Raw genomic sequence first — 13,437 nt, 5'->3', positions numbered from 1 at the left:
AAAAAAATGAAAATAGTAAAAACGATATTTTTTGCAGGAGCCATTTTACTTTCAGTAGCCTCTTGTGATAACTTAGAAGATTTAAATCAGGATAAAAAAGCGTATACCACTATTTTGCCGGGGGCACTCATGACCAATGCACAGGTAAATTATGCTTACTTTCTGACCAATGCTTCGGTAAACAGTAACAATTTTAGAGGATATGCTCAATATTGGTCTACCACAACTTATACAGATGAGGTAAACTACAATATGGAGAGAAGGAATTTAGGAAGTTCCCTGTCAACTTTATTATACAGAGACGTTTTGCAGGATTTGGTAAACGCTCAAAAAGCCATAAAGAGCAAAGAAGCTTTAGGGGCTGTTGATACAGCCATTAAAAAAAACAAAATCGCAATACTTGACGTTCAGATTGTGATGGCTTATCAGGCACTTGTAGATTTATTTGGGAATGTACCTTACAGTGAAGCTTTGGATATCAATCTGTATCCTTATCCTAAATACGATGATGCCAAAACCATTTATTTAGATCTGGCTGCGAGATTAGATACGGCTATTGCAGCTATGGACGGCAGTAAAGAGAGCTTTGGTAAAGCTGATTTAATTTACAAAGGCGATGTAGCAAAATGGAAAACATTAGCCAATAGTGTGAAATTGAAACTAGGATTACACCTTGCTGATATTGAGCCTGCCAAAGCAAAAGCAATAGTAGAAAGTGCTTACAATTCAGGAGTAATGACCAATGAAGATGAAACCGCATTGTTTCAGTATTTTTCATCACTTGTTGATATGAATCCGTTGTATGATACTCTGGTAAACGAAAGTCAAACCATTCCGACTGAATATTTTGTGAATGAGTTAAATGGAAAAAGTGATCCTAGACGTGATATATTCTTTAATCCAAGCTCTAAAAAAGGCGGTAGCTATAAAGGAGCTCCTTATGCCAAACAAGTAAGTTATGGCGATTTTTCAAACATGGGATCAAGATTGAAAGAGAGAACAAATCCGGGAGTAATTTTTGATTACACCGAAACCTGTTTCCTTTTGGCGGATGCTGCAAACAGAGGATTTAGCGTAGGAGGAACTCCGGAAGAATATTATAAAAAAGGAATTTTGGCGAGCATGAACTTTTGGGGAGTTGCGAATGCCGATGTACAAACTTATGTAAACAGAACAGATGTTGACTTTGCAACCGCTGCCGGAACGACTAAAGAAAAAATCGCCTACCAGCTTTGGATCGCTTATTACAACAGAGGATTTGAAGCCTGGACAGAATACAGAAGGTTAGATTTCCCTGTATTGGTAGCTCCTTCAACTGCTGTTGATGCAGCGAAAGGAAAAGTACCGGTTCGTAATATTTACTCTCTTTTTGATAAAACCTTAAATAAAGAAAATTATGAAGCGGCCTCTGCTGCCATAGGAGGAGATTTAATGACTACAAAAATTTTCTGGGATAAATTTTAATTTGAATTAGTTTTCCTGTTTTTAACCGGGGCCTTTAATTAGGTTCCGGTTTTTTTTGTTTAATCCTACTGCCCGACTGAGCAAAGCCTGGTCTTTATTTTGAACCGCATGGTCAGACTGAGCAAAGTCCAATTTTTATTTTGAATCACAATGTCAGACTGAGCGAAGTCGAAGTTCTGGTTTCGCTTATAGAGCTATATAGTCAGACTGAGCGAAGTCGAAGTCTTGGTTTTGTTTAATAAATACTCTATTTTGTTTGTGAATGCGCTGTTTATTTGGTTTATTTTTTAATTATGTGTTTTTTTAAAGTTAAAAAGTTGTTAATTATATATTATTTTTAAATAACATAGTATCAATAAAATAGAAGCTATGCTGGTAATTTTGGTGGCAACAAATTAACCCAAAAAAAATGAAAACAAAACTACTAGTATTAATGCTCGTTTTTTCGATAGGGAAAATGAGCGCGCAGGGACTTCCTTGCCGGACGACAGAAGAAAACGCCAAAGTGTATCGGAATAGCCCCAAATCACTTCAGGAAAAAAAAGATTTTGAAGCCTTTACCAAAACATTTACCCTCCAGCGTAAAAGCAAAACTTCAAAAACAGCAGCAACACCTACTTATGTTATCCCCGTGGTTTTCCATATTTATGGAGACGTGCAAAGCGGAAAAACCATTACCTACGAAAAAATCGTCAATCATCTGGCTCAACTAAATGACGATTTTAATGGCAGGAATGCCGACTATCAAACAGTTGAACCCTTTTTTCAAGCGAGAAGAGGAACACTAAACATCGAATTTAAACTGGCAAAAAAAGACCCTAATGGTGGATGTACCACAGGAGTTGTTTTCCATGCGGCCAAAAACGGTTACGGAAATGGCGGTGGCTACGACGATCAGATTGCTGCCGATGCCTGGGACAATAAAAAATATATGAACGTTTATATTCAGAACGATTTGTATAACGAAGGAGTTTTTAACAACTCAGGGGTTGCGTGGTATCCTGATTCAGGTATGACAGCCAATAACACAGCACGTGTGGTTTTTAACGGAGCTTACCTTTATGACAACTCCTACAGCAAAGAATTTTCAGCAACCCTTACACATGAATTTGGACATTTCTTAAACCTGATTCACACTTTTGAAGGAGGCTGCTCCGGCACAGATGAAGTTGCCGACACCCCTGCAGAAGACGGACAGCATACCCTGGCCTGTACACCGGGAACCAATTGTACTGGAGACAAAGTAAATATTGAAAACTACATGGGGTACAATGGCGCACAAGGCTGTTATAAAATGTACACCCAGGGTCAGATTGACAGAATGCTGGCAGCTTTACAGCATCCGGCAAGAATAACACTCTGGCAGCCACAAAACTTAATTGATACCGGAGTGAACACAACGGAAAGCAGTTTAGTGGCAACCGGAACTACTTTTAAAGAAGCTGTTATTAATGATGGATCTTTCGATACAGCCTCAGTGGTAACCTTAAGCGGAGGAAAAACTTTTGCACTAAGTTCAGGAACTTTAGCAGCAGGAACCCATTTTACACATACTTTTCCAGCCGGAATCACACCAGTTGTTACTGTAAATTCAAATGGTCAGGTGACGGTAACACTTTCAGGAAAAGCAACAAATCATGCGGCAGCGCAAAATACAACTGCCGGAATTACATTCTTGCCTGCGGCATTTACAGGAGGAACCACAGGATTGTCTTGTACTGCTCTGTTTTACAATTTAAGATTTACAGATCCTTATGGAATCTTCTTTGTAGACATGCCGGATATTAACATCTCTTCAAATTTGACATGGAAGTTTTTTGATATTGCAAAAGGAGACGACACTTCATTCGGAGGGTGGCGTTATGCAGCTAATGCATTAAAAATTGAAACGTACGGCAAAAGATTAACTTGCGAGAGCGGCAGCCGAAACATTACCTTATTAGCTCAAAACACTGCAGTTGGTCCGACAAGTAATATGACCGTTCCGGGAGCATACCCAAATCAATTAGATCTTAGAACTGCGAGTTATACCGCCTGGGATGGAAAATCCGGATATGTAGGTTTTGAATACAAAATCGATGGATTGCCTTGCTATGGCTGGTTCAAAATAAGTGTTGCGGCAAATGGAGACGGTTACACCATTTCTGAATATGCCTATAATACACAACCTAATGCACCTATTTATACCGGTGTAACTAACAAAACGGCCGTTGTTTTATCAGAAAGTATACTCTATGAAGCAGAGGCAAATGACGGTGGTGTTACTACTACCAGTACAATTTCGTTATCGACTAACAACGGAACTTTTACGAAAAGCACAGGAACCTTAACTGCGGGAACTGATTATACGATTACAGGAGTTCCTTCGGGATTAACAGCTGTATTGACACTTCAGGGAAATAATAAAGTAGTGGTTTCCTTTACCGGAAAAGCAACCGCACATCTTCCTGCAAATGATGCTGCTGTGACGATTACCTTCAAAGATGCTGCAATCACAGGAGGAATTGCAACTCTTGATATGGCATCAAAAACAATCAATTTGAAATTTGATGCACCTTATGGAGTTTTCTATGTAAACAATCCTGATTATGTAGCTTCAGCAGTCCAAACCTGGCAATATTTTGATTTAGGAATCGGAGACAATACGGAGTATGGAGCGTGGCAGTTTGCTGCTGCAGCTTTAAAAGTAGAAACTTATGGCAAAAGACTGGTTGGACCTGCAGGTACACGTAACATTAGTTTAATTACAGAGGGAACTACAATTGGTGCCTCAAGTAATTTTGTAACCCCTGGAGCGGCATATCCGGATCAGTTAGATTTAAGAACGGCAAGTTATACAGCTTGGGACAATCAAACAGGTTATATCGGTTTTGAATATAAAAGCAGAGGGCGTACTTGCTACGGGTGGATGCATGTTAAAGTAGAAGCAGGTGGAGTTGGTTATTCCGTTTTGGACTATGCTTACAATACAAAGCCAAACGAATCCATTCAGGCCGGAACTCAGGCATCTGTAACCGTTTTGGCACCTACAAGTCTGACAGCTACAGTGAACAACACCAGTTTGCAAGCACAATTGACATGGGTAAACAACGCAACTAATGCGACAAACATTGTAGTAGAAAGAGCAGGAGCTGATAACGTTTTTGCCGAGATTACAACATTAGCAAGTACAGCAGTTACTTATACCAACACAGGTTTGACAGCCGGAAGTACTTATAAATACAGAGTACGTGCAAAAGCAAATAGTATTTACTCAGCCTATTCTAATGAGGTTACAGCCACTCTTACGGCAGGATCAGCGTATTGTACTGCTCAGGGGAATAATAATTACGAATACATCAATTCAGTAACTATTGGAAGTTTTACCAATACATCCGGTAAAGATGCAGGCGGTTATGCGAACCTTACTTCTAAAACTATAACCGTAACTCCGGGTACAGCTACAAGTGTTAGTCTGGCGGCAGGTTTTTCAGGCGGATCTTATTTAGAATATTGGGGAGTTTGGATCGATTACAATAAAAACAATGTTTTTGATGCTTCTGAAAAAGTGATTGACGGAATCTCTTCTACCGGAACAGCGACAGGCAGTTTTACGCCAGTTGCATTTACCGGAACAACCAGAATGCGTATTGTAATGAAATATTATTCGAACCCATCAGCTTGTGGAAACATTGGAGATGGTGATGTAGAAGATTATACAGTTGTTGCGGGTACAGCACCTAATCCGACAACTTTGCCAACACCGACAAATATTGGAAATTCAGGAGTATATTCATCAGGATTTTATGCTTCATGGGGCACAGTGGCGAATGCAACAAGTTATGAAGTACAGTTGAACAATGCTACTACAGGCTGGACCACTTTCGGAACTTCAACGACTTATTATTTATGGATTCCGAAACAAGGTACGCAAACGGTTTATCAGTTTAGAGTTAGAGCGAAAAATGCAACTGACACAAGTAACTGGAGCGCTCCGTTGACTATTGATTTGCAAAATGGAAGTGCAGGAGCAGATCAGACTGATTTTACGAAATCATTTACGATGTATCCTAATCCGGCTTCAGATGTGGTTAATTTTAACTTCGCTAATTTAAACCTGACGGATATTAAAATCACCATCTACGACACTACAGGAAATGTTGTTGATGTTGTAAAAAACACAGTTTCTTATCCGGTAAACCGTCTTAGAAAAGGAGTTTATATAGTGGTAGCTACAGATGGAAGCTTCACAGATACGAAAAAGTTATTGGTTAAATAAATAATTTGGTTTGTAAAGAAGAAAAGGGAAACGATATTGTTTCCCTTTTTTTATGCTTTTAAAATTAAATTCAGTTTAATTGACGTCAATGCCAAATGGATTGTCAATACTGTGCATTGGAGTCGTGAACCATTTTGGACCTTCAGCCGTCATGTAAAAATGATCTTCATGACGAATTCCAAATTGACCCGGAATACAAAGCATAGGTTCGTTACTAACCACCATTCCTTCTTGCAGAATAGTAGGATTGCCTCTTACTAAATAGGGGTGTTCGTGAATATCCAGTCCCGTTCCGTGGCCAACGCGATGAGGTAAGCCCGGCAATTCGTAATCGGCACTCAAACCGCCTGCTGCAATTACTTTGCGTGCGGCATCATCGACAGAACCACAAGTTGCTCCTAGTTGTGCAGCGTCAAAAGCGGCTTTTTGTGCAGCCTTTTCTAAATTCCAGATTTTGATGTGTGCTTCCGTTGGAGTTCCGTACACATAAGTTCGGGTGATATCGGACAGATAGCCTTCAAGACGACAGCCAGTGTCAATAAGTACAACATCATTATCTTTTAAATCCTGAGGAGTGGTAACCCCATGTGGATATTGAGAGTCATCGGCAAAGAGTACAATACAAAAGTAAGATCCCGAAGAAATTCCCGCTTTAATATGTGCCTGATTGATGAAATCGACAACCGTTTCGGCTTTTATACCCGGATACAAAATACGTGCTGCGGCACGCTGAACCACCATTGTAATTTCTTTGGCTTGTTGGATGATGGCAATTTCATTTGCTGACTTCTGTATACGACAACCGGTTGTAACGGATTGAGAATTTTCGAATTCATAATTTGGATTGGCTTTTACAATAGCATCTGCTAAAAAATAACCCGCAGATTCGTCCAGTGCAATTTTACCGCTATTGACACCTTTCTCCTGAAGTATTTTTCCAAATAAAACAGAAGGCGATTCATGTTCCTCCCAGCAATTCAAATGGCCTTCAATTTTCATGAATTTTCTGAAAGTACCTTCTTCAAATTTTGGAACAATATATTCCAGACTGCCGTCTTCAAATAGTAAGGCGCCAACCATTCTTTCAGAAGGATTCCATTTAGTTCCGGTGAAGTAGTATAAATTGGTTCCTGCGTTCACGAATAAGGACTTAAATCCTGCTGTTTTCATAAGCGACACTGCCTTCTGAATACGCATTTGATATTCCTCCGGCTGAATGGGCTTTACATTCAGGGTCATGTTTTGTATTTTTTCTAATTCTGCAATTGCGTTAGATCCGCCAACTCCAATGGTCATATTTGTTGTTTTAAGGTTAATAGTTTTTTGTTGTTTTTCTGGATTAAAAATAAGCCAATATTTTGGGATAGTGTTATTTTAACTTAAAGTAGATAAAATAGAATAATTTAAGGGTAATATACTATTGGATTTTGGATTGCAATGCCTGTATTTTTAAAAGATCAATTAAAACTTAAAAAATGAAAAGTATACAGCGTTTAGTATTGGTTCTGGGGGTTGTTCTGAGTTCGTATTTTGTATCAGCACAGGGTAAATCAGATTTGTACCAGAAGCTCACGGTATTGTTTCCGAAAGCCGAAATCACTACAATAGAAAATTTAGAAGGTTATGCAGAATCCTATCAATTGATTTTAGACGAACCTTTAGATCATAAAAACCCGCAGAAAGGAACTTTCAAGCATTATGTTTACCTCTCGCATCTGAATTTTAATAATCCTACGGTGATTGAAACTCATGGTTACAATACCAATAATATCAAAAGCGAGGTGAGTAAATTGTTAAACGCAAATCAGATTGCAGTCGAATACCGATTCTACGGAAAGTCACGACCGGAACCGCTTCCATGGGAATATTTAACAAATGATCAGGCCATTGCGGATTACCATGATCTTGTGACAAAACTGAAACAGCTGTACACCGGAAAATGGATTTCGACCGGAATAAGCAAAGGCGGAGAAACAGCTTTGATTTACAAATCAAAATATCCAAATGATGTTGATGTGGCCATGCCTTATGTTGCTCCGCTAATTAATACGCAGGAAGATCCCCGAACAGTAGAGCATACTAAAATAGTGGGGACGGCAGAATGCAGGGATAAAATTACAGCCTTTCAGAGAGCGGTTTTAGAAAACAGAGTAGCTGTTTTAAAGGAGTTCAAACAATATGCAGAAGAGAAGAAAATGACTTTTACAGAAGTGCCTCTTGCTGAAGCATTAGAATATGCGGTTTTAGAATTCCCTTTTTCTTTCTGGCAATGGGGAGGGAAATGCGAGGCTATCCCGGCAGTAACGGCAAGCCCGAAAGAATTGTTTGCTTATTTGGATGAGGTTTCAGGTGTGAGAACTTATAATGATAAGATGTATTTTCATTATCTGCCGTCTTATTACCAGCATTTAAAAGAATTGGGATACTATGGTTTTGATTTTTCTCCGGTTGCCGATTTGCTTCAAGTGGTAAAAAGTACTTCCAATGATCGATTTGCGCCTAAAGGAGTAGTGATCAAATACAATCCAAAATACATCAAAGAAGTGCGAAAATATGTAGAAAACAAAGGAAGCAAAATTTTGTACATCTACGGTGGTTATGACACCTGGTATTCTTGTGCTCCAGCACCTGATTCCAAATTGGATGCGTTAAAAATGGTTCTCCCTGGAGGAAGTCATACTACGAGAGTAAAAGATTTTCCGGAGAGCGATAAGAAGCGAATCATGGAAACATTGTCAAGATGGCTCGATTTAAAAACACCTAATGATAAAGCTGAAATAAATTAAAAAGAAAAGTTGTGATGGGGCGTTCTTGTTAGTTTAACCGCAAAGTACGCCAGGATTTTTAATTTTAGATGCTGTACAAACGCAAAGTTCGCAAAGCTATGTAGATAAACTCTGCGAACTTTGCATAAACCCTTGCGTGCTTTGCGGTTAAGTTTATCACAAGGAGTACGCCAGGATTTTTAATTTTAGACGCTTTACAAACGCAAAGTTTGCAAAGCTATGATAATAAACTCTGCGAACTTTGTGTAAACCCTTGCGTGCTTTGCGGTTAAGTTTATCACAAGGAGTACGTCAGGATTTTTAATTTTAGATGCTGTACAAACGCAAAGTTCGCAAAGCTATAATAAATAAACTTTGCGAACTTTGCGTAAAACCTTGCGTGCTTTGCGGTTAAGCTTTAAACCAGTAATTTTTGTGTTTTCAAATAATCCATAGCAAATTTCCCCTCATTAAAAAGCAAATCCAAAACACTTAAATTGTTGATAAAGCCATGTTTGTCGTCAAAAACCTGAGTGTATTTTTCAAACGAATTGAGGTCTTTTTTTCCGTTAGCCAAAATTCTGAAATCGGAGATATTTTCTACTTCATGGAAATACTCTGTGGTTTTGCCAAATTCTAATTTCATACGCAAACACTTAGTGGTGATGTCCAGAACTTCCAGATTCAAATCCATTAAAAAAGTGTATTGCTTTTCAAAAATCGGGTAGATGTCATCTTCAAAAAACTCAAAAAAAGGAGAGCTTCTGTAGGCAGCTTCCAGCGATTTGAAATGCTGTTTTTGCCAGTCAAATTCATTTTCGATGATAACATCCTTGGTTTTCTGATGACCTGATTTCGAATGTTTAACGGGGATATTTAATAACTGAATTCCGTTCGGACTATAAATGTATGTACGGTTTCTGTTGGTTTGTTTCTGAAAATTATCTTCCATCTCAAAAGTAATATTTTCAGATTGTGCCATAACTGCAAAGTGGCTGATCGATGGAAAATAAGTAGGAAGTAATAGAGAGTTCATCTTTAATTGCTTTAAAAGTTTCAGGTTTCAAGTTTCAGGTTGTGAATGAACCTGAAACTTGAAACCTGAAACAAAAATAACTTTTTTTATTTATGCTTTGTTTTGTTTTCTTTTTTTCCAGAAATATTCTCCAACAAAGTATGCTGCAAGAATAAATAAGAAGTATTTAAAGTAAGATTGAGGTTGTCCTTCACCATCAACGGTAGTGAAAACTCTGCTCCAACGAATTTTGTTGATTCCTTTACCGTTGGTATCCCAGCTCATCCAGATGAAAACCGGTTTTCCTACGATGTGATTTTCAGGAACGTAGCCCCAGTAGCGGCTGTCTTCAGAGTTGTGACGGTTGTCTCCCATCATCCAATAGTAATTCTGCTTAAAAGTATAAGTTGTAGCGGGTTTACCATTGATTAAGAATTTAGAACCATCCAGCTGTAAAGTGTTTCCTTCGTAAGTGGTGATAATGTCTTTGTAAAATGGTAATGATTCATTGGTTAAAGCAACTGTTTTTCCTGCTTCCGGAATATAAATCGGACCAAAATTATCCTGATTCCATTTGTTGATGTGCGGGAAAATAGCGTTGTCATTTCCGTGGTCAATTTCTCTTGTAACGGCAGTAATACCAGGAGTGTTTTTCAAACGTTCTGCACTGGCTTCAGTCAAAGCTCTGAAATAAAGAGTGTCTCTTTTTTCACTTTTAAATCCTGCTCCGTCCGTAATATCAAGTTCTCTTACCAAAGATTCAAAATCAATAGGAATTTTTGGGTCTATGGCTACTGAATAGGAGTATTGTGGTTTTGCTCTTTCCGGTAAAACTAATTTCTTTCCATTAATGAAAACAAATCCGTCTTTAATCGATAAGCTGTCTCCGGGAATACCTACGCATCTTTTTACATAATTTGATTTTTTATCAATTGGTTTGATAACACCCGGTCTTCCTTTTGGTTCGTAAAAATAGTGAACCGTATCTACCGGCCAGTTGAAAACGACAATATCAGTTCGTTTGATTTTTTCTAAAGCAGGCAATCTGAAATAAGGCAATTGGGGCCATTTCAAATACGATCTTTGTTTTACAAATGGAATAGAGTCATGTACCATTGGTAATGCAACCGTGGTCATAGGGACTCTTGGGCCATAATTTACTTTGCTTACAAATAGGAAATCTCCAATCAATAAAGATTTTTCTAAAGAAGAAGTAGGAATTGTATAAGGCTGTACTAAATATGTGTGTACCAATGTTGCCACAATAACTGCAAAAAGTAAAGAACTTAGAGTGTCTCCCGCTTTATTTTCAGAAGTTAATTTTCTGTCAGCATTGTATACTAATTTTTGAGTATAGCTAACATAATAGATGTAGAAACCTAAAGTAAAAATACCTAAAAGAGTATCTAAAGTTGTTTTTTTGCCAAACGTTCTTAAAGTTTCTACCCATACAACCGGAAACATAATCAGATTAATAATAGGAATGAAAAGTAACAAAGTCCACCAGGTTGGTCGGCTGATTATTTTCATTAAAACGATTGAATTGTATACCGGAATTGCAGCTTCCCAGCTTTTTCTTCCGGCAGCCTGATATAATTTCCAGGTTCCGATAAAATGAATAACCTGAACGGCTAAGAAAAATACAAACCAAAGATATAGTGTCATAATATTTTATTTAAAGTTTTAGATTCAGGATTTAATTCGAAATAGGGCCTAAACCTTTATAACTGTTTATTTTAAATTTAATACGTCTTTCATAGAATAGATTCCTGTTTTTCCGGCAAGCCACTCTGCCGCGATTACCGCTCCAAGAGCAAACCCTTCTCGGTTGTGCGCAGTGTGTTTTAATTCGATGCTGTCTACAGGGGAATCGTAAGTTACAGTATGAGTTCCCGGTACCTCGCCAATTCTTTTAGCTTCAATATGAATTTCGTTATTTTTTGCTTCGTCTAGAGTCCAATTAGTGTATTGACTGTTTTCGATAACTCCTTTGGCTAAGGAAATTGCCGTACCACTTGGAGCATCCAGTTTGTGTATATGGTGAATTTCTTCCATTGTAACTTTGTACGAATCCAGTTGAGACATGATTTTGGCTAAGTATTCGTTCAGTTCGAAGAAAATGTTAACCCCTAAACTAAAGTTAGAGCTCGAAATAAAAGCGCCTTTCTTTTCGTTGCAAAGCGATATCATTTCGTCATAGTGTTCTAGCCATCCTGTAGTTCCTGAAACCACAGGGACATTAGCATGAAAGCAATTGGAAATATTGTCAACGGCAGCAGTAGGGACGCTGAAATCGATCGCAACATCAGCTGTTGAAAGTCCGTCGTAAGTACTGAATTCGTCTTTTTTCAAAACAATTTCATGACCTCTTTCCAAAGCAATTCGCTCGATTACTTTACCCATTTTTCCGTATCCTAAAAGCGCAATTTTCATTTCGTGTATTTTTTTTAAAATTCAAGTAACCGGAGTTACTTAAAAGTGGTAGTTAAAAGTTAGTCCAACATTAGGTCTGAAAGTTACAGCGTCAGGATAAATTTCCGGACGTAATGATAATCTTTCGTTTACGTTAAACTGAATCAGTGCAGCGTCAACATTGGCATCAATAATATTTAAGGCATAAAAACCAACGACAAATAATAGTGATAAATCTCTGTTTCGCTGATAAAATTTCTGACCGGCAATAAGTCTGCTGTCGTCCAGGAATTTATAGTTATCGTCGTTGTAGCCTTCCAGTCTTCGTTTGTAGGCGTCACGATAATTGTGGTATTTTTTATTATTGTCAAGATAGAAGTATAAACTCGTACCAATCGCTCCGTAGACCAAAGGGATTTTCCAGTACTTTTTATTGTATGCCTGACCTAAACCCGGTAAAATTGCCGAGTAGAATGCTGCTTTTGCAGGTGTAAGCGGATCGATTTCCTGCAATTTGCTAGTGTCTTTAACAACCAAAACCGTGTCTTTTTTTACCTGAGCAAAAAGAGAAACGGTTCCTATGAGAAAGAACAATAGACTTATGGGGACAATTTTATTCACTATCCGTTTATTAATTTTATTATTCTGTTAAAGTCGGCTTCAGAATCAAAAGGAATGGTGATTTTTCCTTTACCCGAACCAGCGACTTTGATATCAACTTTCGAACCAAAATAATCGTTGAAAGTATTTTTTTGTGTTTCTCTAACCACAAAAGAAGACTCTGCTTTAGGTTTTCCTTCCGCTTTTGGTTTCAAACTTTCGTGATAGTTTTTTACCAGAGTTTCAGTTTCACGAACCGATAGATTCTGACTTACTATTTTTTGGTAGATATCAGTCTGAATATCTAAGTCTTCAATATTAATGATCGCTCTACCGTGTCCCATACTGATAAAACCGTCACGAATACCCGTTTGAATGATCGGATCCAGTTTTAAAAGACGTAAATAATTGGCAATTGTAGAACGTTTTTTTCCAACACGCTCACTCATTTGCTCCTGTGTCAGTTGAATTTCGTCAATTAGACGTTGGTAGGAAAGTGCGATCTCGATTGGGTCTAAGTCATGACGCTGGATGTTTTCAACCAAGGCCATAACCAATGATTCGTTGTCATTGGCAATACGAATATAAGCAGGAACATGCGTTAAGCCTACTAAAGTAGAAGCGCGTAAACGACGCTCTCCTGATATTAACTGATATTTGTTGAAATCTAATTTACGAACAGTAATAGGTTGAATTACACCAAGTTCTTTAATAGAAGTGGCTAATTCGCGTAACGATTCTTCATTAAAATTGCTTCGGGGCTGAAACGGATTTATTTCGATAGCACTTATTTCAAGCTCAATGATATTTCCAACAACCTTGTCAGCATTTTTGTCTTCTACTGATGTAATGTCGTTTTCCGGATCTTTTAATAACGCTGATAATCCTCTTCCTAAGGCTTGTTTTTTAATTGCTTTTGTCAT

At 38.0% G+C, this 13,437-nt stretch carries 9 protein-coding genes; 3 read left to right on the top strand and 6 right to left on the bottom strand.

Going from position 1 to position 13,437, the window contains the following annotated elements; genetic code table 11:
• Positions 1-6 precede the first annotated feature (6 nt).
• Together ACAM30_RS04235 and ACAM30_RS04230 are read left to right on the top strand one after the other, a co-directional pair.
• The gene (locus tag ACAM30_RS04235) at positions 7-1,464 is read left to right on the top strand and encodes a SusD/RagB family nutrient-binding outer membrane lipoprotein (protein WP_369617374.1); all 1,458 of its coding nucleotides are present in this window, start codon (positions 7-9) and stop codon (positions 1,462-1,464) included.
• Between the two features lie 409 nt (positions 1,465-1,873).
• Entirely contained in the window at positions 1,874-5,722 is a 3,849-nt protein-coding gene (locus tag ACAM30_RS04230) for a M43 family zinc metalloprotease (protein ID WP_369617373.1), read from the top strand.
• A gap of 75 nt (positions 5,723-5,797) precedes the next feature.
• On the opposite strand, the gene ACAM30_RS04225 is transcribed toward ACAM30_RS04230, so the two are convergent.
• Positions 5,798-7,018, bottom strand: a complete 1,221-nt coding sequence (locus ACAM30_RS04225; RefSeq protein WP_369617372.1) for a M24 family metallopeptidase — start codon at positions 7,016-7,018, stop codon at positions 5,798-5,800.
• Positions 7,019-7,197: 179 nt separating this feature from the next.
• Here ACAM30_RS04225 and ACAM30_RS04220 point away from each other — a divergent pair, with 179 nt between their 5' ends.
• Positions 7,198-8,508, top strand: coding sequence for a S28 family serine protease (locus ACAM30_RS04220; RefSeq protein ID WP_369617371.1), 1,311 nt, complete (start codon positions 7,198-7,200; stop codon positions 8,506-8,508).
• A gap of 397 nt (positions 8,509-8,905) precedes the next feature.
• Here the strand turns inward: ACAM30_RS04220 and ACAM30_RS04215 are convergent, their stop codons facing one another.
• The 5 genes from ACAM30_RS04215 to ACAM30_RS04195 all read right to left on the bottom strand — a co-directional run bounded on the left by ACAM30_RS04215 (position 8,906) and on the right by ACAM30_RS04195 (position 13,437).
• Positions 8,906-9,523: a WbqC family protein gene (locus tag ACAM30_RS04215; RefSeq protein WP_369617370.1), complete on the bottom strand. Its 618-nt coding sequence runs from the start codon at positions 9,521-9,523 to the stop codon at positions 8,906-8,908.
• 90 nt (positions 9,524-9,613) lie between these two features.
• Positions 9,614-11,167, bottom strand: a complete 1,554-nt coding sequence (lepB, locus tag ACAM30_RS04210) for a signal peptidase I (RefSeq protein WP_070907763.1) — start codon at positions 11,165-11,167, stop codon at positions 9,614-9,616.
• Between the two features lie 66 nt (positions 11,168-11,233).
• Positions 11,234-11,935, bottom strand: a complete 702-nt coding sequence (gene dapB, locus ACAM30_RS04205) for a 4-hydroxy-tetrahydrodipicolinate reductase (protein WP_369617369.1) — start codon at positions 11,933-11,935, stop codon at positions 11,234-11,236.
• A 39-nt stretch (positions 11,936-11,974) separates the two neighbouring features.
• Positions 11,975-12,535: a DUF5683 domain-containing protein gene (locus ACAM30_RS04200; RefSeq protein WP_369617368.1), complete on the bottom strand. Its 561-nt coding sequence runs from the start codon at positions 12,533-12,535 to the stop codon at positions 11,975-11,977.
• Positions 12,535-13,437: a ParB/RepB/Spo0J family partition protein gene (locus ACAM30_RS04195; RefSeq protein WP_369617367.1), complete on the bottom strand. Its 903-nt coding sequence runs from the start codon at positions 13,435-13,437 to the stop codon at positions 12,535-12,537. Before ACAM30_RS04195 ends, ACAM30_RS04200 begins: the two co-directional genes overlap by 1 nt.

Source organism: Flavobacterium sp. CFS9 (assembly GCF_041154745.1).
GTDB lineage: Bacteria > Bacteroidota > Bacteroidia > Flavobacteriales > Flavobacteriaceae > Flavobacterium.
This window is presented reverse-complemented; position numbering and strand designations above follow the sequence as displayed.

Coding starts and splice junctions, on each gene's coding strand:
- ACAM30_RS04220 (WP_369617371.1), top strand. CDS start 7,198: ATGAAAAGTATACAGCGTTTAGTATTGGTTCTGGGGGTTGTTCTGAGT.
- dapB (WP_369617369.1), bottom strand. CDS start 11,935: ATGAAAATTGCGCTTTTAGGATACGGAAAAATGGGTAAAGTAATCGAG.
- lepB (WP_070907763.1), bottom strand. CDS start 11,167: ATGACACTATATCTTTGGTTTGTATTTTTCTTAGCCGTTCAGGTTATT.
- ACAM30_RS04215 (WP_369617370.1), bottom strand. CDS start 9,523: ATGAACTCTCTATTACTTCCTACTTATTTTCCATCGATCAGCCACTTT.
- ACAM30_RS04230 (WP_369617373.1), top strand. CDS start 1,874: ATGAAAACAAAACTACTAGTATTAATGCTCGTTTTTTCGATAGGGAAA.
- ACAM30_RS04235 (WP_369617374.1), top strand. CDS start 7: ATGAAAATAGTAAAAACGATATTTTTTGCAGGAGCCATTTTACTTTCA.
- ACAM30_RS04195 (WP_369617367.1), bottom strand. CDS start 13,437: ATGACAAAAGCAATTAAAAAACAAGCCTTAGGAAGAGGATTATCAGCG.
- ACAM30_RS04225 (WP_369617372.1), bottom strand. CDS start 7,018: ATGACCATTGGAGTTGGCGGATCTAACGCAATTGCAGAATTAGAAAAA.